Origin of the sequence: Shewanella atlantica (assembly GCF_003966265.1) — a bacterium.
In the GTDB taxonomy this organism is placed as follows: Bacteria; Pseudomonadota; Gammaproteobacteria; order Enterobacterales; family Shewanellaceae; genus Shewanella; species Shewanella atlantica.
The window spans coordinates 1-26,007 of record NZ_RXNV01000004.1 but is presented as its reverse complement, the minus strand read 5'-3'; the positions used below and the strand labels follow the sequence as shown (position 1 = coordinate 26,007).

Here is a 26,007-nt window from a genome sequence, read left to right as displayed (position 1 = left end):
CAAAGTAACGGCCAATGGGTCGCACGCACTGGAAGAGAAGATGTCACAGTTAACAGAGATCGTAGAACAGGCCTTGGCTGCCATTGAAGGGACCGAAGATTTAAAAACCCTTGATGAGCTTCGTGTCGATTACCTTGGAAAGAAAGGTAAAATTACCGACATGATGAAGATGATGGGGAAGCTAAGTCCGGCCGAAAAACCGGCATTTGGCCAAGCTGTTAATCAGGCGAAACAAGCCGTACAAAAGCAGCTGTCTGAACGAATAGACAATCTGAAGGCAAAAGAGCTTGAAGCACAACTTGTAGCAGAAAGCATTGATGTCTCACTACCGGGTCGTCGCATCGACAACGGTGGTCTGCATCCTGTGACTCGCACTATCGAAAGAATCGAAACCTTTTTTGGTGAGCTTGGCTTTAGTGTCAAGGAAGGTCCGGAAATCGAAGATGACTTCCACAATTTCGATGCCTTGAATATTTCAGAGCACCACCCAGCTCGTGCCGATCATGATACGTTTTACTTTAATCCTAAGGTGATGTTGCGTACTCAAACTTCCGGTGTACAGATCCGTACTATGGAAAATGAGAAGCCACCTCTGCGTATTATCTCTCCAGGCCGCGTATATCGTAACGATTACGATCAGACTCACACGCCTATGTTCCATCAGGTTGAGGGGTTGTTGGTTGCTGAGAACGTCAACTTTGCCGAGCTTAAAGGCATACTGCATGACTTCCTGCGTAACTTCTTCGAAGAAGACTTAGAAGTCCGTTTCCGTCCTTCATACTTCCCGTTTACAGAGCCTTCTGCTGAAGTGGATGTTATGGGTAAAAACGGTAAATGGTTAGAAGTGCTTGGCTGCGGCATGGTGCATCCGAATGTACTGCGTAGCGTTGGCATCGATCCTGAAAAATACTCTGGTTTTGCTTTTGGTATGGGTGTTGAGCGTCTGTCTATGTTGCGTTACGGCGTTAACGATCTACGTTCTTTCTTTGAAAATGACCTGCGTTTCCTCAAGCAATTTAAATAACGGAGCTGTATTAGCATGAAATTTAGTGAATCTTGGCTTCGTGAGTGGGTAAACCCAAGCATTAGTCGTGAAGAGTTATCCCATCAAATCACCATGGCTGGTTTGGAAGTAGATGGTATTGAAGGTGTTGCCGGTGAGTTCAGCGGTGTTGTCGTTGGTGAAGTTGTCGAATGTGGTCAACATCCTGATGCCGATAAGCTTCGCGTAACAAAGATCAATGTCGGTGAAGATGAATTGATCGACATCGTTTGTGGCGCATCTAACTGCCGTCTGGGTATTAAAGTTGCGGTGGCTATGGTCGGTGCAGTACTACCTGGCGATTTTAAAATTAAGAAAGCCAAACTACGCGGTGAGCCGTCGTTTGGTATGCTCTGCTCATACGGTGAGCTGGGTATAGACGTTGAAAGCGATGGTATCCTCGAACTACCAGTCGATGCGCCAATTGGTGCAGATCTTCGTGATTATTTGAGTCTCAACGACGCCGTTATCGATGTTGACCTGACAGCTAACCGTGCAGACTGTCTCGGTATGGCAGGTCTGGCCCGTGAAGTGGGTGTATTAAACCGTCAGTCTGTGACTGAGCCTAGTTGGGAAGCGGTTACGCCTACGATTGATGATGCTATCAAGATCGATCTTCAGGCGCCGGCATCTTGCGCTCGTTATTTAGGTCGTGTGGTTAAAAACGTTAACGTGAAGGCCGAGTCACCACTTTGGATGCAAGAGAAGTTGCGTCGCAGCGGTATTCGCTCAATCGATCCTATTGTCGATATCACGAACTACGTATTGATCGAATTTGGTCAGCCTATGCACGCATTCGATCTTGCTCAACTGGCAGGTGACATTCAAGTACGCATGGGAACAGGTTCTGAGAAGCTCACTCTGCTTGATGGTAACGAGATCACAGTTCCTGCTGATACTCTAGTCATCAGCGACCAAAAGCAGCCTCTGGCGCTTGCTGGTGTCTTTGGTGGCGAATTCTCTGGTGTGAACACCGATACTCAAGACATCATGCTCGAGTGTGCGTTCTTCGCACCTTTAGCCATCTTAGGCAAGGCTCGTCGTCTTGGCCTGCACACAGACTCTTCACATCGCTTCGAGCGTGGTGTTGACCCTGAGCTGCAGCATAAGGTGATGGATCGCGCTACACGCCTGGTACTCGATATCTGTGGCGGTGAAGCAGGCCCAGTTGTTGAAGCTAAATCAGAAGAGCATCTTCCTAAGCCTGTTGAGATCGTATTACGTCGTAGCAAGCTTGACCGCATCTTAGGTCATCATATCTCTGATGCTGAAGTAACTGAGATCCTTGAGCGTCTTGGCTTTGCTGTAACAGTGAATGCAGATACCTGGGAAGTGACGACGGCAACGTATCGTTTCGATATGGCTATCGAAGAAGATTTGATTGAAGAAGTTGCCCGTATCTACGGTTACAACAATATTCCTAACACAGCGCCTGTAGCGTCGCTGAGCATGCCTGATCATAAAGAATCAGATATTAGCTTAAAGCGCGTTCGCAGCATGCTTGTTGCTCGTGGTTTCCAGGAAGCGGTGACCTATAGTTTCGTCGATCCTAAGTTGCAAAACTTAGTTCATCCTGGTGAAGAGGCGATGACATTGCCGAATCCAATCTCAGTTGAGATGTCAGCGATGCGACTATCTATGTTTACCGGTCTTTTAGGTGCCGTAGGTTACAACCAGAGCCGTCAACAGAACCGTGTTCGTCTTTTCGAAACAGGTTTACGCTTTGTTCCTGATAACACTGCAGAATCAAATGTACGTCAGCAGGCTATGCTGGGTGCGGTTATTTCAGGTAACCAAAATGATGAGCACTGGTCGATGGAGTCTAAAACGGTCGACTTTTTCGATCTTAAGGGCGACCTTGAAGCCATCATCGGCTTGACAGTTTCCGATGTTGAATTTACTTTTAGAAGTGCAACACATCCGGCTCTTCATCCGGGGCAATGTGCTGAAATATTAAGGAATGATCGAGTAATTGGTATCATTGGTGCAGTACATCCAAGCTTAGAAAAGCCTTTTGGACTCAATGGTAAAACAATTGTTTTTGAGCTCGAATTGGACGCTTTATTACATGCCGGCTTACCGCTAGCCCAGACTGTATCTAAGTTTCCTGCTAACCGTCGTGACATCGCCATCGTAGTAGATGACAATGTTTCTGCCGGAGATGTTGTAAAAATGATAAGAAAAGTTGGCCAAAATCAGTTGGTTGGCTTAAACTTATTCGATGTATACCAAGGTAAAGGTGTTGAGCCGGGTAAAAAGAGCCTAGCCATCGCACTTACGTTACAAGACAACACACGTACACTTGAAGAAAAAGAGATAGCTGAGATGGTAGATTCAGTGGTTTCCGCTCTCAAGTCAGAGTTCAACGCACTGTTGAGGGATTAAAGAATATGGCACTTACCAAAGCCGAAATGGCAGAGCATCTTTTTGAAACGCTAGGAATTAACAAGCGTGTAGCTAAGGAGATGGTAGAGACGTTTTTCGAAGAAATTCGTCAAGCACTCGAAAGTGGTGAGCAGGTCAAGTTATCTGGCTTTGGCAACTTTGACCTTAGAGATAAGAATCAAAGACCGGGAAGGAACCCGAAAACAGGCGAAGATATCCCTATCTCAGCTCGCCGAGTCGTAACTTTCCGACCTGGACAAAAGCTTAAGAGCCGAGTCGAAGAGGCTAACGCGAAAAAATAATCGCGTTAAATAGTTACAGTTAAGGCCACTCATGTAGTGGCTTTTTCTGTATATTTTTCTAGTGAAATTCATATCAATCTTATTCGTTTTCTTATTTACAGGTGAGAATTAAATAATCTTTCGAACAAATACAGCTATTTGAATCAAAGGTTACTTGCCGCTCCTGAAACCGTCTAGCATTGAAAATGCCATTACTCAGCTGTTGGTAGCATCTGCCAACGGAAACTTCTCAAATACTTCATTTCATTATTGCCTTGATGTAAACGGAATTGCCATTCCAGGATCAATCGCCTTGAAATAAGAATTTAAGAGGGCGCTACCGAGCAGTCTGTCCACAGTGTAAGGCATTAGTGCCAGATATTAATGTTCGGTATTAGTGTTCGGTATTAGTGGTTATTAGCGCTGAATATTAGCGCCAGGTATTAATTGAGGTCATTTTTTTGTCAAGAAAGCCTAAGTATTTTGATCGTAAGTTCAAAGCCGAGCTACTTCACCCCAAATATTGGTTAACCTGGTTTGGGATCCTGATATTGGTCATCTTCGGTTTGATGCCGGCAAGGCTGCGTGATCCCATAGCGCGTTTACTCGCTAAACTGGTGATGACGATTGCAAAGAAACCTATTTCGATTGCTCGAATCAATGTCACAGCCTGCTTTCCCGAAAAAACTCCTGTCGAGGTAGAGGCATTACTCAAAGAGAATATTGAAAACTTTGTCATGATCTTGCTGGCCCAGTCTGAGCTGCTGGTACGCTCACATGCCAACATGCGTCGCAGGGTCAAGTTGATGGGGTTTGAGCATGTTGAGAATGCACGAGCGGCCGGTCAACCGGTAATATTTATCATGCCCCATGTGTGGGGAATTGAATATGCGGGTCTCAGGTTGAACCTCGACCTGCCTATGGTGAGTATGGCTAAGGCCCATCGTAACGGCCTGTTTAACTGGTTTAACAACCGTATGCGTAGCAGTCTCGGTGGCAACATCTATATGCGCGAGGCGGGGATCCGCGCACTCTTGTCTGAGCTTAAAAATGATAAAAGCTTCTTCTACCTTCCCGATGAAGACTTAGGGCCGGATAAAAGCGTTTTTGCCCCTTTCCTGGGCACGGTTAAGGCGACACTGCCGGTCGTCGGGCGTCTGGCTCAGGCCGGTAATGCCCAGGTGATGCCGGTTAAAATTGGCTATAATCAGCAAGCTCGTCAATTTGAATTAACCGTCATGCCGGCCATCGAACCCGATGAGATGAAGGGCAAAGAAAATGAAGCGCTTGCCTTGAACAGGGCTGTGGAGCAGGTGATCTTAGCCTATCCGGAGCAGTATATGTGGTTTTTGAAGGTGCTCAAGACACGCCCCGAAGGCGAAGCACCCCTGTATTGATTCACCTGTATTAGTTCAATAGCCGATATGTTCGGTGCGGTGTCAGTGATGCCGTTTCTGCGAAAGCAAAAAGGTGAGGTTAAGCATAAGCTTAAACTCACCTTTTTTTATTGGTACTTATGGCTGGCGTTCGGGTCGTGAACCATGGCTGTTATTGTTTTCTCATCTGCATAAAGCTCATAATTGACAATAGGGTAAAGAATGCCGGGTCGCTCCAGCCAAAACCGACGAAGATATCAGTCAGGCCAGCATACAGAGTAATGATGACGCCCAGGCCATTTGAGATTGTCAGGGCCAAAAACAGATTTCTAGCCAGTTTACCGGTCTCAATCTCACGCAATAACAAGCTTATCGCGGCTATTCCCCCCAGAAATATCGATGTGTGCTGAGAGAGAAAATAGGCATAGCGGTCGTTAATCTCTACCCCATACATGGGCCACATTAGTGTTGGCACAAAAAACAGCGCCAATGCGAATACCGTGTAAACCGCGCCGTGGACAGTTAAAAATGTCTTGTTGTTCATCACGCTCTCCTCACCCTTGGGCTATGGGGCCATTATTGATCGCAGACAGCGTCTGGTTCACATCGAAAATCAGCCCCCTGACATCTGATATCCCCATTTTATTTAAGCGAGCCGTATGCATCTCCAGATAAGCCTGTGCAGTGGCTTCATCTTCAAACAGGTATATTCCACCTCCGAGCTGCCTAGCTTCATTTTCGGTCCAGATCTTCCAAATCATTCCGGGTTCATCATTGATTGACTCGGCTAAGCCCGTAAGCATGGTTGCCATCTCTTCTCCAAACGGACCCTTAAAACCGAAATCGACCTGTAGTAACTTTTGCATCTCTTATCTCCAATATAAATTTTCTAAATTGCTTAACATGAGAGTGGAATTCATAAATATGTCTGCAGCTCTCTGGTATGGGGATAATAATACCTGTATAAATTGAACATAAAAGCTCATAAAACTGCGGTTATATGTGGAGAAAATCGACCAGTGAGATTGAAAACCACCCTGGATCAGTGGCTAACCTTGTACGAAATTGACCGTGCAGGCAGTATTCAGGCCGCTGCGACAGCATTGAACAAGAGCCACACCACGCTAATCTATTCGGTCAAAAAGCTTGAAGCGCAGTTAGGTGTCTCTCTTGTGGAGATAAAGGGTCGCCGTGCGGTACTGAGTGACGATGGAAAGGCGCTCCTTCGCCGGGCAGATTCGATGTTAGAGCAGGCGAGGGAGCTCGAAGAGATAAGCACCCAGCTCGCTAAGGGAATAGAGTCGGAGATAACCATCGCCATCGACCACCTGTGCGACCGCAGTTGGTTGTATCAACCAATGGCTGAGTTTCTGGCACAAAATAGCAGCACCTCGATTCAGGTGGTTGAGACCTCTTTGTCTAAAACATCGCAGATGGTGACCGATGAACTGGCCGACATATCTATCGTCACTCTGCCTGTCACTAATTATCCCTGTGAGGCTTTCGGTATCGTGACTATGCTGCCCGTGGTGGCCAAAACCCATCCACTGGCAAGTAAACATCCCCTGTGTACGGCGGATTTTACCACTAGCTGCCAGATCGTCGTGCGAGATCTGGGGGGCCCTGTAAACCTTGGCGGTAAACAAGAGGCAAAACAAGAGGAAAAGCTGGATGTGGGTTGGCTTAAGTCCCGTCAGCGCATCACGGTGGATAATTTCGACCATGCCTGGCAGGCCGTCGAGCAAGGCGCTGGCTTTTGTCGCCTGCCGGAACACCAGCTAAACCAACTCAGTCAAAGCCAAAGAATGGACAATATTGCTATCCTGAAAGTCGAGAACGCCGAGCGTTATCAGGTGCCGATGCATTTAACCTTACCGAAAGGGGCGAAAACCGGCCCCGCTGCTAAATGTCTGTATGGGCTGTTGATTGAGAGTACAAAGCTTAGGGAATAAGGCTGTTAATCAAAGAGCTTTTACTCATACTTATAGCCTGCGCCATACACAGAGTGAACGGCGCTCTCCTCAATTCCGATAGAGGCAAGTTTCTTACGTACCTTCTTAATATGGCTGTCTATGGTTCTGTCACTGACGAAGTGGCGGTCATCGTAGATGATATCCATCAACTGATCCCTTGAAAATATTCGACCGGGCTGCTTAAACATGGCACTGAAGAGGTAAAACTCGACCTTGGTCAGGTCACAATGCACACCGGATTTAGACACTTTAAAGCTCTCTTTATCGAGTCGAATACCATCAATTTGAATATCGTTAGTGTTAGCAGATGCCTGATTGACCACTCTGCGTATCACGGCTTTGACCCGGGCGACCACTTCCCGCGGACTAAAGGGTTTACAGATATAGTCATCGGCCCCAAGCTCCAGACCGAGCAGGCGGTCTATCTCCTCTACCCGGGCCGTGATCATTATGATGGGGACGTTCGAGTGCTGGCGGATCTGTTTGCACACCTCTAAACCATCGAGGCCCGGTAGCATAAGGTCCAGCAATATCAGATCGCAGGGATGGCTGGCTAACCAGGCTTGCACCTCATCGCCGCGATGGAGTTGATGGGGTTCGAAGGATGAGCCGGCAAGGTAGTCGGCCAGAAGCTGGGCTATCTTCACCTCATCCTCAACAATCAAAATTCGTTTTGCTGCTTCAGTGTTCATCCAGTTGCCTGTCATTAGTTATTGCTATTCGTTATTAGAGCGAGTTACTAGAATAAGTTTCTAGAATAAGTTTCTAGAATAAGTTACTAAAATTAGTTACTAAAATTAGTTACTAAAATTAGTTACTAAAATTAGTTACTAAAATTAGTTACTGGCGTTCAAGTAAGTTATTTCAGCGGAAGCGTGATGTCGAAGGCCACGCCACCTAAACTTGAAGCACTGGCGGTAATGGTGCCGTTGTGCGCCTCGACGATGTTCTTAGCTATGGATAAGCCTATACCCGAACCACCCGAATTTCGATTGCGCGACGATTCTGCGCGATATAACCTGTCGAACAGTTTCGCTAACTGCTCCTCACTCACTCCTGGTGGTGTATCGCTCCAACTGATGAGGACGTTTGGCCCCTGGGTTTTAACCTTTATCTCGACGGTGCCACTTGAGTCGCTATAAGCCAGGCTATTATTGAGCAGATTGAGGAACAGTTGATTCAGGCGGTGCTCATCGCCCTTAAGTATCAATTTATCTTGTTCATAGTCCTGTTCACAGCCCTGTAAATAGCTCTGTTCGATGTTAAACCCGGCGCTCACTATGGTGTCTTTTTTACTCTCGATAACCTGCTCTAACACTTCAACGAGATCCAGGTTTTCGAAGCGATAACTCAGCGCGCCCATGTCCGACATAGACAACTCATGCAGATCATTGATCAGAAAGGCTAAACGCTTAACCTCCTGGTACAGTGAGTCGACCGACTCGGGGGAGTGGTCTCGAATACCGTCCTGTAGCGCTTCTAACTCCCCCTGCAAAATAGCGACGGGGGTTCTGAGCTCATGGGAAATATCGGCTATCCATTGCTGACGGGCCTTCAAGTTACGGTCCAGCGATTTTGCTAAGCGATTAAAGTCCTGGCACAGCTCACCTATCTCATCATCGCTCGACACGGCAATGCGGGTGGTAAACTCGCCTTTACTGATCTTATGGGTGGCCTGGCTGAGCCTGATGATAGGTTTAACGAAAAATCGGCTCTGGATCAGGGCGATAAGCGCCGATATTAAAATGACGAAGATAACAATCCAGATTAAATTGGTCTTTAATTTATCGACAAACAAGCGGTCGAGTTGAGAGGTGATATGGGTGGTTCTGTGGTAGCCCAAATAGCCTACGGTTTGATCATCTAGAGTAATGGCTATCCAATTGATTGTATCGAGCTTATCTTTGCGGCCCAGCAGCAGTTGCTGATCTCTGTCGGCGATAAAAACTATTGGTGGTCTGGGCCGGGGCTGCCGCTCACCATTTGAGAGTGGCGGCCGAAATTGTGCCCGGTCAGGATTGCTGTTTCTCGGCACATAATAGGTATCGATAAGCGTGCGCCAGGTCGATCTGCCACGTTGTCGAAGCCAGTGCCAATCCTGCTGTTTTTGGTACTCTCTGGCCACGGCCTCGACCATGGGGGCTAACTCCTTCTCGCGGTTTGCATCCAGGTACTCACGAAAACTGCTGCTAAAAGAGAGGCTGCTGAGGATGTAAATTCCAAGCACGATAAAGATATTAGCCGTGATGATGGCTAAAAATAACTTGTGCTTAATCTTAAATTTCATCATATGACCATGCTTATGCCGGGTTTGTCCTGAATGTCTTGTTTGTAATTACCAGTCTCTTGCAACAAAAGTTGTTTATAACAACAAGGTACAGATATAACGGACGGTGTAACTATTATAAAAGTACCCTGTTTTATGGACTGATACCAATCAGCTTACCAATCGGCATAAGCCATCTACTTCGATTCATGCGCAAGACTAATTCAGCTCTGCCAATCCCGGGTGATCACTCATATAGCGCGTCGCCTTAAATATCTCTGAGCCATAGTGGTATTCCCACACGACTTCATGACTGGCGTTATATTCAAACAAACGTCCCTCCGTGCCTTCACACACCAGTGTATTGCCGCTCTTCAGTCGCTGGGCGCCCGAGATATGGTCGGCATAAAATTCGCCCGAAACCCCTTCGCTATAACTATTCATCATCTCACCGGGCGTGCAGTCTTCTCCCTGAAAACACAGTTCATCGACAGAGGAGTAATTGCCTTCGGGTCGGTTGGCACCATTGTTAAACACTAAAATATTGCCGCCGCCCGCTGTACCAGATTCAATAAACTGCGCGTCATGCTGAACAAACAGGGTTTGCTCGCCGTCGCCGCCATGGGCAGATGGGTTGCCGACCCGGGTCACTATGCCCCGGCTGGCATCGCTATGGTCTATGACCCAGTATTCGCTGAAGTTACGCACGCTGATGAGTATCTGGTCTGCAGCGCTGTTGTAGTCGACCGAGTTAACATGGGTCCAGTCGGCGGAGCCTGAGCCGTTAAAGAAGTTCAGATTAACTTTTTCGGTATGCTCATTGATATCGGTGACATAGGTCTCACTGATACTGCTGTCTGCGTCCTGGACGATATGATCCCAGGTACTCCAGCGCCAGACTATTTCACCGTCGCTGCAGTTGCTCTGCTCGCTGGCTCTGCAAATTTCATAGATGGCGTCGGCCCACAGGCTATCACCCGATACACTGGTTCTGCCAAGTGCCAGCGCCTCTGCGGCGGTTTTAGCCTCCCAGACAATGGCCAGAATATTGCCATTGGGTAAAATCTCAACATCGTGATGGCTCAGGTAGCTGTCGGTGGCCAGCGTGGTTTGCCAGATAACTTCGCTGTTCCAATCCAGAAGTTCGATCACACCGGCGCTGCCGCCGGTTTGCCCCGCAAACGTGGCGGGCTTATTGGTTATTACGCCCGGTCGTAACAGCTCGCCGCTCTCCATAAGATACACCGACAGGCCAGGGCGGTAGTCGCTTTGCCAGCTATGCACAGTATTACTTTGCTGGTCTATCAGGTAGGTGTCGGTCGATTGCATCGGCGAAAACAGGGTGTAGCCCTCGCTTTCTGCGGTCACATCGCTCGGCTCAATATCTCGTACACATCTGACCTTGTTGTTATCGCGCAAGATATCGCCCTGAGGCCCGTGGTAATAAAAAGTACCGCTAGCACCGCTGCTTGAGCCTGCGCCCGGCGTTGCAGAAACCGAAGTTTTATTGTTACTGCGCTGGGCGCCTGCGCCGTGTACATCCATGATAGTACCGTTCATATAGCCCAGAGCGCGGCCAAATGACACATAGGTGGCGCTGCTGCCATTACCGTTATAGGTGGCATGGGTACTCGATGCCCAGTAAAAGCCCCAGTCATTTTCACCGGCTTCATTGTTAAATGAGCTGGCGTTAAATATCGGATCGATGGCCGGTTGATTATCGGTGTCCGGCGAGCGGCTGTAATCGACTATGCTCTGCAGCTCTTTGGCGTCTGGTAACCTCCAGTCACTGTAGGAGGCGGTGGTCGATGCTTCGCACTGCGCCACAGCATCATCCCAATTCACTGAATCGCTGTCATCTTGCTGCCACATCAAACCGGTGGCATCGTCACTGACTGTATTATCGCCATTATCACTGAACGCATTGACACCATAATCTGTGTTGCCGCTGACACAGCGCACATAGAAGGGTAATCTCTCGCTGGGGTAGCCCTTGATGCGTCCATCGACGAAGTTAACCCCAAATGTGGTGGCATCGGCGTTCATGGTCGTACTGACATACTGAGTGCTGGAGGCAAATTGGCCGTCGATGATCCGCTCGCCACTGGCCACATCACCGAAAGCCCAATCGAAAACCACATCGAGAAAAGGGGTTAACGCTGCGGTATCCGTGCCCTGATACCCGCTTGGGTCTTTGCCGCTGAATTGGATCAGCGAGTATGACTCTTTGATGCTGGGCAGACGCCAGTCATCGCGTCCGCCATAAGTTAAATTTTCGCAGTAGCTCATGGTGTCACTGTGATAAAGCTTGTCATCACTTGTCAGCGAGCCGTCACCGTTGATGTCGCTGCTCTGCTGCCAGATAAGGCCGGTAACATTATCGGTAACCATGAGTCCGTCATCGCTGAGGGTATAATCGGGTTGGTTACCGCTATAGTCGGCGTCATAGCCACTGCCGATACAGCTGGTGGCGTCGCCCGATGATGAGTCGTAGCACTGGTTTTGATTGGTATCGACGATGGCATAGCTTCGATTGACTGGTATCGAACCCTTGTCGGTACTGCTGCTAATGGTTATCGAATCTGCCAGGCTGAACTCACTGCCGTCACTGACAATCAAAGAGATTTGGTAATCGCCGTCGATATCGGCGCTAAAGTCGGGATTAACAGTGGCTGCATTGTTAAGGCTGGCACTGCTGCCGGATGGCGCACTATCTAATGTCCAGCTGTAGGTTAGGGGATCACCATCGGCATCAGAGCTGTCGCTGCCATCGAGCGTAACACTATCTCCTGTTGTGACACCTCTATCGATTCCGGCATTGGCAACGGGCGTATGGTTAGTGTCTGTCGCTTCGGCGGTAATGGTGACGGTATCGACACTGGCATCTGTACCATCAGATACGGTTAAAGCAACCACATAGCTGCCATCGGTGTCGGCGCTAAAGCTTGGAGTTGCGCTGCTGGCACCCGAGAGCACGGCAGCGCTGCTATCGGGCAGAGAAGTAAATTGCCACTGGTAGCTTAAGGCATCACCATCGGTATCTGAGCTGCCGCTGGCATCAAGGGTGATAACTGCAGCCGACATAACTGTTTGGTCGCCCCCCGCATTGGCTACAGGCGCGTTATTACTTACGGGGGGAACTATGGGGGCATCAGCCTCATTAGCATCGTTAGAGTCGCCACCACAGCCGCTCAGGACAATAGCAGATATAACGAATAGCGACGCAATGCTCACAGAAGTCATACTCTCTGCTGCGGTTGTGCGTGGTCTGGTGAATATCATTTGGTCCTCCTTATCTACTTCACCAAGGAGTGTCGAGCTATTTGCTATCGCTCTCTTTGGTCTTTAAGTGTAAAGGTCAATGGCTGCTTTGCAGTGATAACCCTGGATTAGGAACACCATAACGACACAATGTGCAGGAAATGAGGAAGGGGATAAGAGTATTAAGTTTTAAGTGGTAAGTTAGAAGGCTGATATGACCCGGGCAAAGTGGACTGGCCTGATATAAAACCTTGCTAGTTGCCAAACCACTGGAGAGCTAGTTTTTCATGCTTTTGAATAAAATCATTTTTCAGCACCATATAAACATTAATATTACCGCTTTTGGAAACAGCCTGTTTTTTAATAGCAGCATATTCTGTTGCAATGGTAGGGTGTGCAATCAGGTACTCTTTAAATGCTCTATGTCGATCTAGGTGCAGATCATTTGTTTGAAATGCATGAATATGATGAGTACGTTGGTTGCCACCTTTTTGATAATACCGTCTGCCAGAAATACCATTTTCACCTTTAATTTTATAACCAAGTGCTTTTAAGTTTTCATTTGCAGTATCTAATTCCTTAAGGTTGGTAACCTCAATTAGAATATCAATAACAGGCTTAGCTGCTAATCCTATGACAGATGTACTGCCAATATGCTCGATCTTAACAGCATTGATACCAATCGCCTTGGTGAGCAAGGCTCTTTCAGTTTCAAACGTTTTCTTCCAGTTTGGATCGTAGTCAACAACTTCAAGAACTCTAGTGCTCAAGTTAACCTCCTTTAGCAACAAACGCCGCTTTGCCTGTCCATTTCCCTGCCATTGATATGGGTGCCATTTTCACTCACATATTGATTCTTATCGGCTCGGTTTCATCAGCGTCCATTTTTCAAATGTTCGATGAACAGTCGAAGTGGCATCATGGCTCGATATTCTCTTGGGAAATAGATATTCATGCTGGGTAAAGGGGCCTGATGCTCTGTAAGGACCTCTACTAACTTTCCGTCTGCCAAGGCATCGGTGCAGTAATCACGAAACGTAAAGGTCAGCCCAAGCCCCTGAAGTGCCAGATCGATCGTGGCAGGTGATGAATTGGCAATCAGGTTGCCGCGAACTTCGACCGGATAGACGCTATCTGGCCCGGTGAAGATCCAAGGCGCTAATTGTCCTGAACTTGGAAACCGATAGCGAAGACAGTTGTGCTTCAACAGATCCTTCGGGTCCCGTGGAACACCATGTGTTTCAAGGTATTCAGGGCTTGCCACTACAGCTGTTTTCAGTGGACCGCTCAGGTTGACTGCAACCATGTCCTGTGCAATCAAGCCACCAAGGCGGAACCCAGCGTGTAACCCCTCATCCAGAATATCCGACATAGCATCGGTCATAGACAATTCAACCTCGATCTCAGGGTAATTTTTCTGAAACGTAGCAAGTTTGTTTCGAACCAGCAGAAAGTAAGCAAACTCGGGTATTGCGAGCTTCAGGGAACCACGCTCATCGTGCCCTGCGGTTTGCGCACTGTACAAACCTTCGCCTAGCTGCTCGAAGGCCGGTCCGGTACTACGGGCCAGTGCCCGTCCAGCTTCGGTTAGGCTAATTGAACGGGTTGTTCGGATAAACAGCGCGGTGCCGAGCTGCTCTTCCAGTTTTTTTAATTGATGGCTTACGGTTGAAGGTTTAACCCCGAGCTCTCGGGCCGCACCCCGCAGGCTCTTTTGGCACGCAATGGCGTTGAATACTTCAAGGGTGGAAAGGGGTAGTCGCATTGGTAGATTCTATTCACTAGAGAGGTTGATATTCGGTGTATTGTTTACTTTAGTGAACCTAATTAAAGTAAGCAACAAGTAAACGAAATATTTTAATCATCGTGGCGAACAACAGTGCCACGAGGAAACACAACAGTGAGGCCTGCTTTATGGATATCCTTGTGCTAACCGCTCATCGAGATCTTTCTACCTCCACCGCCAATCGAAAGTGGTTTGAAGCCCTGTCAGATGTTGATGGGATCATCACCCGCGACCTGACGGCCGTAGGGGGGCCGGAAATGCGCTTTAATCCATCAGTTGAGCAGGCGCTTCTTGAGCAGGCCGATCGTGTGGTGTTGCAGTTTCCGTTCTACTGGTACTCTTCACCGCCGGTCCTCAAGGCATGGATCGACCAGGTGCTACTCTTTGGTTTTGCCTATGGCCCCGATGGCAACAATCTGCGGGGAAAGGAGTTGGTGCTTGCTATCTCCACCGGAGGTCCGGCCGATAGCTTTCAACCTGGCGCATTCAACAGCTTTACCATGCCTGAACTTCTGACGCCCTTTCAGCAGACCGCATTGATGATCGGTATGACCTATCTGCCGCCATTTGTTCTTCATAGCGCGATGAGCAGAGACCAAACCAGGCTCGATGCCAGTGTTCCAGCGTTGATTTCCCATGTGACCAGTCCGCGACTTAACTACAACGCCAAACAGCCAGGCTCTGAATCACGGCAGTGATAAACGTCACAATCACTACTGGAAATCAAGTGAAGCTAATCATTTCACTTACCAGTGAAGATTAAGTATAAATTCAAGATCTTATGGGGGATTTTCCCTCGTAAGTTGGCGTCTGAAAGCCCACAAGTTCGATTTACGCTCGTGACGTCAACAGCACAAACGTTTGTTAGCCAGACGCACTACCGAGCGCCTGTCTGGCAAATAAATCAACCGGTTACATAACTATCAGGAAAACCAAATGGAAAATTTTGACAACAAAGTGGTACTAATCACAGGCGGCGGAACAGGAATTGGGAAAGCCACAGCATCGGCTTTTATCGCCAAAGGGGCAACGGTGGTTATCACTGGCCGAAGACAGTCTGTTCTTGAGGAAACAAGCAAGGAATTGGGGCCGCAGGCATACTCCATAGTCGGAGATGTCAGCAAAAAAGGGGACCCAGCTCGAATTGTTGAGCAAACCATCAGCAAATTTGGACGACTTGATGTTCTGGTGAATAACGCCGGAACCGGGAAGATGGGCCCGCTATCTGAAACGAGTGATGAAGATATTGAGAGCATTTACCGAACCAACGTGTTTGCGCCTCTGGCCCTTGTCCGCGAGGCAACAGTCCATCTTGCCAATAGTAAGGGGGCAGTGGTCAATATTTCATCCGTTGCGGCACGCGGTATGATGCCGGGCGTTGCGGCTTACGCGTCATCCAAGGCGGCCGTGGATCATGCCACCAGACTACTCGCTGCTGAACTCGGTCCAATGGGGATCAGAGTCAATGCAGTCGCACCTGGCCTTACAGACACAGATATAACCGCCGATGTTAAATCAAATGAAGAGATGCTGGGAATGATTATCGCTCAAACTCCGATGGGTCGCCTTGGCGAACCCAAAGATATCGCAAATGCGGTTCTGTTAATGTCCGGTAGCGGTGCCGGGTGGATCACCGGGCAATCTGTGCAAGCCGGAGGCGGATTTTTACTATAGAGCGTACTGAGATGGATCTGCTTTCAAATGATCCCGGTATTCATTTAGTTGAAAGGCAATAGTTGAAAGTCCAAATTTAGGGCTTTCAACGGCCCCGGATTTGAGCACTATTCAGGGTTCTACCTGACATTCTTCATTAGTATGAACGCTTCACAAAGAGGCAAATAATAGTTGGCTAAAATAAGTGACGAAGTTGCAAAATCCAACTGTTATTTGTCCTTTTGAGTGACTTGGTAGGCGATATCCTGCTTCGAAGCTTGCACACTCTTATGCTCCGCCGTGTACTCCCACCAAACCTTTGGTTCATCACCATTGATAAAGCATATAACTGAAATAAACACATCAATGACACACGGATCATGTCTGCTACCAGTTAAAATGCAGAGCCTCTCGTACATTTCATACGGGTCCTGCCCCATGAGATCACCGGGTTTCTCTATACCAAGTAACTCAAGGTCAGCGGCGCCTGCCTTACCTATATTTGGAAGATCTGTAAGCTTCCTAATATTTTCACGGACAATTTTGCTCGGATTCATGATTCGCCTAATGCCCAGTTAAGGAGCTGATAATTGTTGGCTTAAATGTGTAGCGAAACGAAACCGAGCCAACAGTTAGCAGTCCCGCTTTAGTTACTTGCTAGGCATTTTTTACACTTAACTTTGACCAACACTGGAAGGTGCCAATTGAATAGAGGATACCTATAGATAAACAAATACCAGAACTGACAAGCCAAAAAGTTAAACTGTTTTCCGGAAACATTGGCATTATTGCAACAAACGCTACTCCACGAACTAAATAAATTAGCGAGATAACAATTAAGCCAAGTTTAAGAAGAGGAAGTTTAAAAAGAACTTTAGCGCCAGACAGGCCATATAACGACCAAATAGATAAAACCAACACAATAACTGATGTAACTACAGTCGGATACCAATGTCCATCTTCAGCCATTCTGGCCATTTGCTCACCAGCACCAAAAAAACGATACCAGTCACCACCAAAAACAATACAACCTAAATGAGCTAAAGCAGCAACTGCACTACAAATTGAGCCAATGATTAAAAATTTATTCTTACCTGAATCCACGATACTTCCTTAAATGCCTAACAGCTTATTCAATTGCAGCAGGATAACGTTCTCGACTGCTCGATTATTTTAATAAAGCTATCACTTGTAACTTATTGTTGTAAGCTGTTTATTTTTTGCTGGTCTGGAAAATCGCCTGCTAGTGGCCGATAAAAAAATGCGTGGGTGTTTAAGAGGTCTGTATAACACTTTCTTCCTGTTGCAAGTTATTGATAATATTTGATGAAGTCTTTTGCACACGTGTTTTCGGAGCGTAAACTTGAGGATTTATGCATCTTTTTTATAGCAATTACCTCAATATTAGCCATGCCTTGTATATGTATGCAGTGCTCAAGAGGGAGGGGGGCTTCAATGGGGCAACTAAAGTTTATCGAGGCTATACGGGCAGGGATTTGAGTACGTCATTACAGTTATCAAACAGAACCATCTCACCTTTAACAGAACCATAAACGGTTACGATCCCGGTTGAAGACTCTGTAAATGGTAGATTGCACGTTGCTCTGAATCTCTATGTTTATTCGGGTCTTCTATGCACACTATAGACTCAATCTTTGCAAAATATCGAGTCGGTACGTTTGCCTCTTTTGCACCAATAACAACATGGTTCAGATACCAGGAGTAAGGCTTCAGCGATGAGTCTGTTCTGGTCGCATAGTATGTAAATGCTTCAAAGATATCGCCAGCGTCATTTTGTACAGTGACGGTTTTTTCACTGTAACCATAACCTAAGCCTTCCGCTCTATCTAACGCCTCTTTTTCTGCTTCATTTATTTCAAACAGCGACCCTATGACAAAATCATCAATTTTGTTCGTGCGAAAAGCGTCGCATTTTCCTGAGCCATCTTTACCAATTTTATGAAAACGTAATTCATGCTCTTTAAGAATAAAAGCACCAAGCCTTGCAGCACTTGGTACTCGTTGTTGTAATCTTAAAAGTGACATATTAGAGCCATATGCAAAGTACTTCACGCTACCTCCAAAGAATGGCGTCGGCTCAGACAGCCCGTTGGCAATTATCAGCTAAACAATACGTTCGCCAATCGGACTATTTGGGTCATCCTGTGCTTTTTTTATGGATACCCCGTTTAAACCTTCGCTATCGAAATGGTTTGAGATCATGAGTATCCCCAACTCACCGGCACGGGGACGGAAGATGATGCCGTTATTCCAGACCGAGGTGATAATGCCGTTGGACTCCATAATGGGAAAATGCAGTTTTGGATTTTGTGTTCGTGGCTCTTCGCTGTCTTCTCGCTCTTCAGCTTTACCTGGCAGGACGAGATCACGGTAAAAGGTCGCCCAGTTGGTGATGAGCGCGCTCTTGTTGTGCAGCAGGGTCATGAATTCAGGGATCTCGGTGGCAGGCGTTCCCGCCCGTCGTGCGCGAAAGGTGCCGTCCGGGTTGTGGATAGATTGGCGGATGAGGGCCGGGTTTTCTATATCGCCTTTGAAATAGGGCACGTTGGCTTCGTAATTACCTGCGTGTTGCTCGTTCAGACCCGCAATGGAGGGCTGTCGGCTGCGGAAATTGGCCAACATGATGTTCAAGTCTGCTCGCATCTCGCGAAAGAACCATGAGCTTATAATATCGTTACTCGAGACAAAGGGGGCCACATGTTCCTGCTTTGCTTTGGCTTTTTGCCGTGACAGCCATTCAGGCTCTATGTGGTGAATAGCGACATTTTGTGGAGGGCGACGCGTTATCTTTGCGCCCAGATAATCTCCCATGATCCCCATAGCCACAGCGGGTGACCTGAACATGGCACTCTCTTGCTCACCAACCACCTGAATTTTGGCTGCTTCAAAACCGTCCACCCGCACAGGGTCGAGTGCCTCTATGTCGGTGTCGGCACTTAACATGTCATACAATTTATAATAGGTATGGCCGTCTCCCAGGGTGTGGTTCATAGAGATAACCAGCGCGAAACCAGCCTCAGTCATAGCCTGTTGCAGAGGCGCAGAAGAGTCGCTATCTATAGCTTCCACTTTTACCGGAATCACCGCCACCTTAAACAGCGCCTCATCTTTATCTGTGGCAGGTTTTGAGCGTGCGCACTGCACCGGCAGTAACGTATTAACCAATGCTTCATATGGCATGCTAAGTGAAAAGTTTGTATCTCCCGGCGCATGAACGGTCAGATGTTGGTCGATACTGGCCTCAGGCTCAACGCTTGTTGAGTAAGCCAGTGCTACTACCTTATTTTCGGTGCTCTTTTTAACGATTCGGGATGTGAGCCAGGGATTTTTCTCCAGCATCATTGCCAGGCGCTGACGTAGGTACTCGACCGGGGGAGCGCCTTCAAACAGGGTTACGGTGGTTACAGGTGGCAGGTGCAGATTTTCGAGTTCCCATTGGGTTAATTGCAGCGTTTCTCTGCCATCGGGCTTAGCATGTTCATCCTTGTTCATTTGATACTCCCATCTGTAATTACTAGTTTTAGTTCAGTCGTTTAACGTTCACTCTTTTTAAGTGAGGCTTGTTAACATTCAATTTGTTAAAGCTCAGTCTATTTGAGAAAGTTACTATATAAATAGCGATAGAAACTAAGGCTAATACACACTTGTCTAATAATTAGCTTTCTTCTTAATAGCTCGCTACTTAATTAATGTCTGGTTATCCGGACACCCCTTCACTCTGCGTCGAATATTGACAGCTTCAGGGTTAACGGCTGGCCCAGCCAACTGGCATAGTCGCTATGATCTATCAGGTCATCGCCCGTCACCGGATGTAATAAGACAGATAACCCATTTCGGTTTTTGTCTATCCAGGGCAGGAACATATCGAACTGCTCACCGGTGAATGAGATCTGGAAACTCCACTGGGGATGAGGGCCGACTAACCTGGTATTTAAGTTACCCACGTACAAACCAAGCTGATTATAGACCCTATCTCTCAGCTGAGTAGCGTGAGCCAATGAGTTCTCATCAAAATAGAGGTGAGCGTGGTAATCCGAAAATTTATTGGCCGGGAATGCCATAAGATTAACCTCTGGTTGTTATAGTTTCTCCTCGATTCTTCACTCTCTCCTGATGAAAGAGCGATGCTAGTAACAGGTTGGAAAAAAGCAGAACGATGCAGACAAGCTTTCCGGCTGTGATACCACCACTGTCGATGAGTAAATTTAATAGGGGGGCCGTTAAGATTGCTGCAACCAGATAGTTTAGATAAATTTTAGGCTTCATTAATTAATCCATTAACTCGCTAAGTCTGTGGTCCTTTAAGTCTAAATTTCCAACGCCGGTCAGGCAAGCATTGATGGACTTTCTGCTCTAAAACTCCACTTTCGGATAAGAAAAAGTATGTGAAAGGGGGATAACGTTCGACGCACAAGGCGGAGCGATTTTTCGACGCTCTTTGTCCCCTCGCTTGTTAGGCCTAAGCATGGATGAGCAAAGGGCTGCAGTTACCTCTTGCTACGCTTAACCAACTCAGTCTCTAGCATATTAACCATTTGTTGGGATGCGGCTCCAACCGCTTCCCCAACAGTTTCCGCCTGCTCGCTGACTGCAATTGGGCGTTCCCCGGCAAGCCTGACCTCCAGCAAACAGCGCTTGTCCGTCACTCCTTGCTTAGCCGAGCTGTTCTCGTCACTTAAATGTACTTCAATGCGCGTGATATGATCACTGAAACGGCTTAGATCGGATCTCAAAACATCTTCGACACTTTGAGCAAGTGCTTCTCGCCCGGAGATGTTCTTATCTGTATTGACCTGAATTTGCATGACAATCTTCTCTTGTAATTTGAGTTTACGGTAGGCCTAACGTCTTAGTATCGTGCACACGCTCACTGTGATCGTTAGGCCGGTAAAAATGCGCTTTGGTAATCTGTTGTATTAGAGGCGAAAACCGATGTCAGCCTGAACATTCCTTCGGTGTAAGTGTGCATGCACGTTTTCCAAACCTATTATATAAACCAGCTCAGCTATAACTCTCTGAAATACACAATATTATATTAGGTCACAAGTGAAAAAAGCGCATAGTTTAGGGAGTTATTTCTTTAAAATGTGCTCAAAATAAATGCGACTGAATAAAATTACAGATAGACGAGGATTACCAATACACACTCCAAACCAGGTCGATATAACAGAAGGCGGGGGGGCGGCAAGTTTCAGCTTAAGCAGTCAACTGTATTTTTAGAATCCTATTTAGGTGGTACATGATTTCCGCGCGTAGTAAATGAACGCGGACGCACCCAAAACCAACAAGCCAAAACAAGCAATCCAAATGTGGTGTAGCTAACTATAAACACCCACTCTGGAGCCTGATAATATAAAATTTCTGTTAGCCAATGAGATACAAATGAACCCGCATACACAGTATCGCCAGCCTTAGAGCGGAGCGCCATTTCCCAACTTGTGAGAGGGCAAATCACGCCAACCCATGACTGGAACACGACAACTGCAAGACTCGTGATGTGGGCCACACGAAACCATGGATTTCTAACCCAAGACCATGAAAATAGCTTTCCGGCTAAGATCAGAAGCAGACCGAATATAACGAATCCAACAACAAGAACATGAGTAAAGAGCAAAGTTTCCGCTGCAAATAGATAGAGCACCTTAGGTTCCCCCCGGCCACCCATTTTTATTTAATTCAATCTTGCCGATGCTCATAAGACAGGCCACTAAAATGGCCTGTCTCACATAAATAAGCTCTTCGAACATAACGAGATATACAGTGAAAAAATATGGGTTTGCCGACTTAGGTGGTTAGGTGGGGCAGAATAGTGGGCAGGTGTCCTCTAATAGAGTTAACGTCCTGCTCAACGATATCTTTGTCGAGCTCCAACGTAATAACCTTAGCGACGTTACTGTTCATCTCCTTGCGTAAGAGCCCAAGGAATGCAGGTGCGGCAACAACAATCAGTTGGCAGAATTTCTGCGCATTATGTGCCGCCTCAAGGTATTTACAGAGCTGTTTGGCAAATTTTACCGCCTCATACTCCTTGGGAGCTGTTTTACCACTAACTGAGTGGTGGCTACCCTTGGCACCACCTGCCTGACTTCCGGGCAGATCTGAGGTTAGCTTCTGTTCGTGCTGCTGCGCCTCGGGATGGATCATGTCCTCAATCTCGTTTAATGCAGATTTTTTTGTTTCAGCGTTAAATAGACGTGCATGTGCGCTATCGGCTACCAAAATCCAACTACTCATCATATCTCTCCCTGTAAGTTTATAATTAATAACCTATCCTAATTTAAAATTAGACAATTCGAGTCACTTATATTGTAGGCAATATCAGTCGGCTCGCCAGAGGCATACAGTCTGAATTATTCTTTATCAGTCAATTCAGCGTATGTTTTGTTAATTTTTCAGTATTAATTTCCATTACCTTTCTCAATTTCCTTAGTCAACAGGTCGAACAGTCAGGCGACGGCATTGATATTTAACTTGCCATGATCTTTCTATTGCAGAGTCGGTTTTAGATCCATTTTTAGAGTGAAAGTCAGATAGTTATGCTCGGGACTTATCACCAGGATATGGGGGGATGGCCTATAGCCTGCCGAATTATCTACCGGTAAAAATTGCGGCAATACTAAATGGGTTCCATGGGAACTAGTGAAAAAAGTGCTCATAGGTATTCAATCTGCAAAATAATGAGGGTAGAATGCAGCTACGTTTCATTCAGAGGATATTGATCACTGTGTTAATTACGCCACCTTAACGTTCCGCCCTCCCTATAGCTTTCATTGCTACCTAAGCACCATGCTTATTCTTTGCGCTTGTTAATTCTTTGTCGTTTTTTCGACTATTTTTCTGCGCCAAAATTTTATCAAAGAAGCACGAATCACACTCCAGGCATTACTTCTGGTGCCCTGTGCCGTGCAAAACTGAGAGTTCAATGTTAAAAAACTTTAAAACTGATTGGATGTCAAATATCCGTGGCGATCTGCTCGCGGGTATCGTTGTGGCTTTAGCGCTCATTCCCGAGGCTATCGCATTTTCTATTATTGCGGGTGTAGACCCTAAAGTCGGCTTATATGCCTCATTTAGTATTTCGGTAGTCATCGCCTTTACTGGCGGGCGCAGCGGAATGATCTCTGCGGCAACTGGTGCGATGGCATTGCTGCTGATCACACTGGTGAAAGAGCACGGTTTAGAGTACCTGCTTGCTGCAACCGTGTTAACGGGCCTGCTACAGATATTAGCGGGTTATTTGAAACTGGGTAGCTTGATGCGTTTTGTGTCGCGCTCTGTGGTAACCGGGTTTGTTAATGCGCTGGCAATATTGATTTTTATGGCCCAGCTGCCGGAACTGACCAATGTGACCTGGCATGTGTATGCTATGACAGCGGCAGGCCTTGGTATTATTTATCTGTTTCCATACCTGCCGGTTATCGGCAAAATAATTCCATCTCCGTTGATCTGTATTGTTACGTTAACCGCTATTACCATATGGTTTAATATTGACGTGCGAACTGTCGGCGACATGGGAAATCTACCCGATACCTTACCGATTTTTTTATGGCCCGATGTGCCGTTAAATCTGGAAACCTTGTTGATTGTATTGCCTTACTCCATGGGCCTTGCTGTAGTGGGTTTATTAGAGTCAATGATGACGGCGACGATTGTCGATGACCTGACCGATACCAAGAGTGATAAAAATCGCGAGTGTAAGGGCCAAGGTGTTGCCAATATCTTCACCGGCTTTCTTGGTGGTATGGCCGGTTGTGCCATGATTGGTCAATCGATGATCAACATTAAATCCGGTGGACGTGGACGCTTATCCACGTTAGCGGCGGGCGTATATCTGTTGATTATGGTGGTATTTCTTGGGCCCTGGTTAAAACAGATCCCAATGGCGGCGTTAGTGGCGGTCATGATCATGGTCGCAATCGGTACCTTCTCATGGCGTTCGATTACCGATCTGAAAAAGCATCCACTGTCGACCAACATAGTTATGCTGGCCACAGTCGCCATCGTGGTCGTTACGCATAATTTAGCCATTGGTGTATTTATCGGGGTATTGCTTGCCTCACTATTCTTTGCGAATAAGATCAGTCGTATGATGGTGGTCAGAGATGATGTTAGTGAGAGTGAGAGTGATAGCCGGGAATATAGAGTTATCGGGCAAGTTTTTTTCGCATCGTCAGACAAGTTTATCGAGTCATTCGATTTTAAAGAGGTTTTAGAGACGGTAACCATCGATCTGTCTGCCGCCCACTTTTGGGATGTGAGTGCGGTGACGGCATTGGATAAAGTGGTGATTAAATTCCGCCGAGAGGGAGCGCAAGTTAACCTTGTCGGTATGAATCAAGCTACGAGCACTATCGTCGACAAATTCGGCGTGCACGATAAACCTGAAGAAGTTGAAAAATTACTGGCTGGACACTAATAGGATGAGACAAATGAAGAATATCGTCGCCTGTATAGATGGCTCAAAATTGACTTTGGCAACCTGCGAAGCCAGTACTTGGGTAGCACAGAAGGTTAAGGCCCCCCTTATCTTACTGCATGTACTCGATAAAACTACGAGGCCTGTGGTGAGCGAATTGTCGGGACAGATAGGTTTAGGCACTCAAGAGGAACTCCTCAATGAGCTGGTGGAACTCGATGAAACCCGCAGCCGAGTTGCCCTTAAGCATGGTAAGCAATTACTTGAAGATGCCAGGGCGTTGGCTTGCACCAAAGGTGTCGAAGAGATCAGTAAATTGCAACGCCATGGTAGCCTCCAAGAGAGTCTAATAGACTTAGAAAGTGAGTTAAGGGTATTAGTGATTGGTAAGTCGGGTGAAGACCATAGCACCAGTAAGACCATTGGCTCGCAGCTCGAAAGTGTTATTCGTTCCATTAAAGCGCATATCTTAGTGGTCAGCGATACGTTCGTGACGCCTGGCTCCTATATGATAGCCTTCGATGGTAGTGCAACCAGTGAGAAGCTGATTGAAAAGGCGATAAATACGCCTCTACTTGCAGGGCTCGAGTGTCATTTGGTGATGGTGGATGAATCGGGCAGCAAGAGTACGGCTTTCGATCAGGCAGCCATGCGACTTCGGGAAGCCGGAGTTAGCGTGAGTGAGAATATCCTGTCCGGGCGTGTCGATGAAGCGCTGCTTAATTATCAGCAAGAACAACAGCTGGAGATGATTGTGATGGGAGCTTTTGGTCACTCAAAACTCAGACAGTTCTTTGTCGGCAGCAACACGACCGAAGTGCTGGTGAAAAGTGCGGTCCCGCTACTCTTGATCCGTTAACACGCATCTAAAAAAAGTAGATAAAGGCGCAGAGAGTTGGGTAGAGAGTAAAGAGTAGAGAGGGCTGAGACTTGCCTGTCTAAGCCTGCCAACTCAACTCTCAGTTAAACAAAGTAGATAAAGCCGCAATTCCTTTCAGGGGATTGCGGCTTTTTGATGCTGCGCTATGGCGTTAGTGTACATAAGTGGGTTAGATCAATAGTTCTAGTTAACCTGACATTGATTAGAAAAAGTATCTTAATTTAGCGGAAAGACCTACTTTGCACCGAATAATTTGTCATGATCGATTAAATTTAACTCTGACCCTATTAACTTATAGCTCGGACAGTCAAACCACGACACTGATATTTGACCTACCTTAACCTTCGTGACTCGAAGCAGATTATTAATTCAGCTGCGGCGCTTGGTATAAAAAACCGCAACTTCCTTCAGCGGAGTTGCGGTTGATAGGCGCCAGAGATTAGGCTCTGGCCATGAGGTTTCGATTAGGAAAAGTAACTTTAATTATTCGAAGGAACCAATTCGCTCAGAACAATTTATCCTTACCTAGTAAATTTTACTCTGACCCTGACGAATCCCCACAAAAAGGTAAGCTGAAATAATGAGATAGGTAAAATAGTGAGGAACATTCATGGCATTTGGTGATCAAATTTATCGCCAAACAAAAATTACCACGAGTAAATGCCAT

The 26,007-nt window shown here is 46.8% G+C and carries 25 protein-coding genes; 9 read left to right on the top strand and 16 right to left on the bottom strand.

Annotated elements, in window-relative coordinates; genetic code table 11:
* The first annotated feature begins 40 nt into the window (after positions 1–40).
* The 4 genes from pheS (at position 41) to lpxM (ending at position 5,105) form a co-directional block, all read left to right on the top strand.
* Positions 41–1,024: a phenylalanine--tRNA ligase subunit alpha gene (pheS, locus tag EKG39_RS11355; RefSeq protein WP_126505871.1), complete on the top strand. Its 984-nt coding sequence runs from the start codon at positions 41–43 to the stop codon at positions 1,022–1,024.
* Positions 1,025–1,039: 15 nt separating this feature from the next.
* Positions 1,040–3,427, top strand: a complete 2,388-nt coding sequence (pheT, locus tag EKG39_RS11350) for a phenylalanine--tRNA ligase subunit beta (RefSeq protein WP_126505870.1) — start codon at positions 1,040–1,042, stop codon at positions 3,425–3,427.
* Positions 3,428–3,432: 5 nt separating this feature from the next.
* Positions 3,433–3,729: an integration host factor subunit alpha gene (gene ihfA / locus EKG39_RS11345; RefSeq protein ID WP_012142935.1), complete on the top strand. Its 297-nt coding sequence runs from the start codon at positions 3,433–3,435 to the stop codon at positions 3,727–3,729.
* Positions 3,730–4,169: 440 nt separating this feature from the next.
* Positions 4,170–5,105: a lauroyl-Kdo(2)-lipid IV(A) myristoyltransferase gene (lpxM, locus tag EKG39_RS11340; RefSeq protein WP_126505869.1), complete on the top strand. Its 936-nt coding sequence runs from the start codon at positions 4,170–4,172 to the stop codon at positions 5,103–5,105.
* A gap of 151 nt (positions 5,106–5,256) precedes the next feature.
* On the opposite strand, the gene EKG39_RS11335 is transcribed toward lpxM, so the two are convergent.
* A complete protein-coding gene (locus tag EKG39_RS11335) occupies positions 5,257–5,628 on the bottom strand; it encodes a hypothetical protein (protein ID WP_126505868.1) in 372 nt (123 codons plus the stop codon).
* 10 nt (positions 5,629–5,638) lie between these two features.
* On the bottom strand, positions 5,639–5,950 hold the full coding sequence (locus EKG39_RS11330) for a monooxygenase (RefSeq protein WP_126505867.1): 312 nt from the start codon (positions 5,948–5,950) through the stop codon (positions 5,639–5,641).
* A 153-nt stretch (positions 5,951–6,103) separates the two neighbouring features.
* On the opposite strand from EKG39_RS11330, the gene EKG39_RS11325 reads away from it, so the two are divergent.
* Positions 6,104–7,036 (top strand): LysR family transcriptional regulator, encoded by a 933-nt coding sequence (locus EKG39_RS11325; protein WP_126505866.1) that lies wholly within the window; start codon positions 6,104–6,106, stop codon positions 7,034–7,036.
* Between the two features lie 20 nt (positions 7,037–7,056).
* Here the strand turns inward: EKG39_RS11325 and EKG39_RS11320 are convergent, their stop codons facing one another.
* From EKG39_RS11320 to EKG39_RS11300, 5 genes are all read right to left on the bottom strand, one after another.
* The gene (locus tag EKG39_RS11320) at positions 7,057–7,749 is read right to left on the bottom strand and encodes a response regulator (RefSeq protein WP_126505865.1); all 693 of its coding nucleotides are present in this window, start codon (positions 7,747–7,749) and stop codon (positions 7,057–7,059) included.
* A 167-nt stretch (positions 7,750–7,916) separates the two neighbouring features.
* Entirely contained in the window at positions 7,917–9,347 is a 1,431-nt protein-coding gene (locus EKG39_RS11315) for an ATP-binding protein (protein WP_126505864.1), read from the bottom strand.
* 195 nt (positions 9,348–9,542) lie between these two features.
* Positions 9,543–12,605, bottom strand: coding sequence for an Lcl domain-containing protein (locus EKG39_RS11310; RefSeq protein ID WP_126505863.1), 3,063 nt, complete (start codon positions 12,603–12,605; stop codon positions 9,543–9,545).
* Positions 12,606–12,838: 233 nt separating this feature from the next.
* Positions 12,839–13,354 carry a GrpB family protein gene (locus EKG39_RS11305; RefSeq protein WP_126505862.1) on the bottom strand — a complete coding sequence of 172 codons (516 nt, stop codon included), beginning with the start codon at positions 13,352–13,354 and terminating at the stop codon, positions 12,839–12,841.
* Between the two features lie 104 nt (positions 13,355–13,458).
* Positions 13,459–14,349 (bottom strand): LysR family transcriptional regulator, encoded by an 891-nt coding sequence (locus EKG39_RS11300; protein ID WP_126505861.1) that lies wholly within the window; start codon positions 14,347–14,349, stop codon positions 13,459–13,461.
* 149 nt (positions 14,350–14,498) lie between these two features.
* Between EKG39_RS11300 and EKG39_RS11295 the strand changes: the two genes are divergently transcribed.
* Together EKG39_RS11295 and EKG39_RS11290 are read left to right on the top strand one after the other, a co-directional pair.
* Positions 14,499–15,068 carry an NAD(P)H-dependent oxidoreductase gene (locus EKG39_RS11295; protein WP_126505860.1) on the top strand — a complete coding sequence of 190 codons (570 nt, stop codon included), beginning with the start codon at positions 14,499–14,501 and terminating at the stop codon, positions 15,066–15,068.
* Between the two features lie 238 nt (positions 15,069–15,306).
* Positions 15,307–16,044 carry an SDR family NAD(P)-dependent oxidoreductase gene (locus EKG39_RS11290; protein ID WP_126505859.1) on the top strand — a complete coding sequence of 246 codons (738 nt, stop codon included), beginning with the start codon at positions 15,307–15,309 and terminating at the stop codon, positions 16,042–16,044.
* 209 nt (positions 16,045–16,253) lie between these two features.
* Here the strand turns inward: EKG39_RS11290 and EKG39_RS11285 are convergent, their stop codons facing one another.
* The 9 genes from EKG39_RS11285 to EKG39_RS11245 all read right to left on the bottom strand — a co-directional run bounded on the left by EKG39_RS11285 (position 16,254) and on the right by EKG39_RS11245 (position 22,278).
* Positions 16,254–16,580, bottom strand: coding sequence for a helix-hairpin-helix domain-containing protein (locus EKG39_RS11285; RefSeq protein ID WP_126505858.1), 327 nt, complete (start codon positions 16,578–16,580; stop codon positions 16,254–16,256).
* A gap of 100 nt (positions 16,581–16,680) precedes the next feature.
* The gene (locus tag EKG39_RS11280; RefSeq protein WP_126505857.1) at positions 16,681–17,127 is read right to left on the bottom strand and encodes a hypothetical protein; all 447 of its coding nucleotides are present in this window, start codon (positions 17,125–17,127) and stop codon (positions 16,681–16,683) included.
* 453 nt (positions 17,128–17,580) lie between these two features.
* The gene (locus EKG39_RS11275) at positions 17,581–18,096 is read right to left on the bottom strand and encodes a gamma-glutamylcyclotransferase family protein (RefSeq protein WP_126505856.1); all 516 of its coding nucleotides are present in this window, start codon (positions 18,094–18,096) and stop codon (positions 17,581–17,583) included.
* 51 nt (positions 18,097–18,147) lie between these two features.
* Positions 18,148–19,536, bottom strand: coding sequence for a hypothetical protein (locus tag EKG39_RS11270; protein ID WP_126505855.1), 1,389 nt, complete (start codon positions 19,534–19,536; stop codon positions 18,148–18,150).
* A gap of 221 nt (positions 19,537–19,757) precedes the next feature.
* Complete coding sequence (locus EKG39_RS11265; protein WP_126505854.1) at positions 19,758–20,105, bottom strand: DOPA 4,5-dioxygenase family protein; 348 nt, start codon at positions 20,103–20,105, stop codon at positions 19,758–19,760.
* A gap of 4 nt (positions 20,106–20,109) precedes the next feature.
* Positions 20,110–20,310 (bottom strand): hypothetical protein, encoded by a 201-nt coding sequence (locus EKG39_RS11260; RefSeq protein ID WP_126505853.1) that lies wholly within the window; start codon positions 20,308–20,310, stop codon positions 20,110–20,112.
* 221 nt (positions 20,311–20,531) lie between these two features.
* Complete coding sequence (locus EKG39_RS11255; RefSeq protein WP_126505852.1) at positions 20,532–20,849, bottom strand: HPF/RaiA family ribosome-associated protein; 318 nt, start codon at positions 20,847–20,849, stop codon at positions 20,532–20,534.
* Between the two features lie 419 nt (positions 20,850–21,268).
* Positions 21,269–21,709, bottom strand: a complete 441-nt coding sequence (locus EKG39_RS11250) for a DUF2784 domain-containing protein (protein ID WP_185817582.1) — start codon at positions 21,707–21,709, stop codon at positions 21,269–21,271.
* Positions 21,710–21,828: 119 nt separating this feature from the next.
* Complete coding sequence (locus EKG39_RS11245; protein ID WP_126505850.1) at positions 21,829–22,278, bottom strand: host attachment protein; 450 nt, start codon at positions 22,276–22,278, stop codon at positions 21,829–21,831.
* Between the two features lie 688 nt (positions 22,279–22,966).
* Between EKG39_RS11245 and EKG39_RS11240 the strand changes: the two genes are divergently transcribed.
* A complete protein-coding gene (locus EKG39_RS11240; RefSeq protein WP_126505849.1) occupies positions 22,967–24,460 on the top strand; it encodes a SulP family inorganic anion transporter in 1,494 nt (497 codons plus the stop codon).
* A gap of 13 nt (positions 24,461–24,473) precedes the next feature.
* Entirely contained in the window at positions 24,474–25,319 is an 846-nt protein-coding gene (locus EKG39_RS11235; RefSeq protein WP_126505848.1) for a universal stress protein, read from the top strand.
* Positions 25,320–26,007: the final 688 nt, after the last annotated feature.

Coding starts and splice junctions, on each gene's coding strand:
- pheS (WP_126505871.1), top strand. CDS start 41: ATGTCACAGTTAACAGAGATCGTAGAACAGGCCTTGGCTGCCATTGAA.
- pheT (WP_126505870.1), top strand. CDS start 1,040: ATGAAATTTAGTGAATCTTGGCTTCGTGAGTGGGTAAACCCAAGCATT.
- ihfA (WP_012142935.1), top strand. CDS start 3,433: ATGGCACTTACCAAAGCCGAAATGGCAGAGCATCTTTTTGAAACGCTA.
- EKG39_RS11335 (WP_126505868.1), bottom strand. CDS start 5,628: ATGAACAACAAGACATTTTTAACTGTCCACGGCGCGGTTTACACGGTA.
- EKG39_RS11330 (WP_126505867.1), bottom strand. CDS start 5,950: ATGCAAAAGTTACTACAGGTCGATTTCGGTTTTAAGGGTCCGTTTGGA.
- EKG39_RS11320 (WP_126505865.1), bottom strand. CDS start 7,749: ATGAACACTGAAGCAGCAAAACGAATTTTGATTGTTGAGGATGAGGTG.
- EKG39_RS11315 (WP_126505864.1), bottom strand. CDS start 9,347: ATGATGAAATTTAAGATTAAGCACAAGTTATTTTTAGCCATCATCACG.
- EKG39_RS11310 (WP_126505863.1), bottom strand. CDS start 12,605: ATGATATTCACCAGACCACGCACAACCGCAGCAGAGAGTATGACTTCT.
- EKG39_RS11300 (WP_126505861.1), bottom strand. CDS start 14,349: ATGCGACTACCCCTTTCCACCCTTGAAGTATTCAACGCCATTGCGTGC.
- EKG39_RS11295 (WP_126505860.1), top strand. CDS start 14,499: ATGGATATCCTTGTGCTAACCGCTCATCGAGATCTTTCTACCTCCACC.
- EKG39_RS11290 (WP_126505859.1), top strand. CDS start 15,307: ATGGAAAATTTTGACAACAAAGTGGTACTAATCACAGGCGGCGGAACA.
- EKG39_RS11285 (WP_126505858.1), bottom strand. CDS start 16,580: ATGAATCCGAGCAAAATTGTCCGTGAAAATATTAGGAAGCTTACAGAT.
- EKG39_RS11270 (WP_126505855.1), bottom strand. CDS start 19,536: ATGAACAAGGATGAACATGCTAAGCCCGATGGCAGAGAAACGCTGCAA.
- EKG39_RS11265 (WP_126505854.1), bottom strand. CDS start 20,105: ATGGCATTCCCGGCCAATAAATTTTCGGATTACCACGCTCACCTCTAT.
- EKG39_RS11260 (WP_126505853.1), bottom strand. CDS start 20,310: ATGAAGCCTAAAATTTATCTAAACTATCTGGTTGCAGCAATCTTAACG.
- EKG39_RS11255 (WP_126505852.1), bottom strand. CDS start 20,849: ATGCAAATTCAGGTCAATACAGATAAGAACATCTCCGGGCGAGAAGCA.
- EKG39_RS11250 (WP_185817582.1), bottom strand. CDS start 21,709: ATGGGTGGCCGGGGGGAACCTAAGGTGCTCTATCTATTTGCAGCGGAA.
- EKG39_RS11245 (WP_126505850.1), bottom strand. CDS start 22,278: ATGAGTAGTTGGATTTTGGTAGCCGATAGCGCACATGCACGTCTATTT.
- EKG39_RS11240 (WP_126505849.1), top strand. CDS start 22,967: ATGTTAAAAAACTTTAAAACTGATTGGATGTCAAATATCCGTGGCGAT.
- EKG39_RS11235 (WP_126505848.1), top strand. CDS start 24,474: ATGAAGAATATCGTCGCCTGTATAGATGGCTCAAAATTGACTTTGGCA.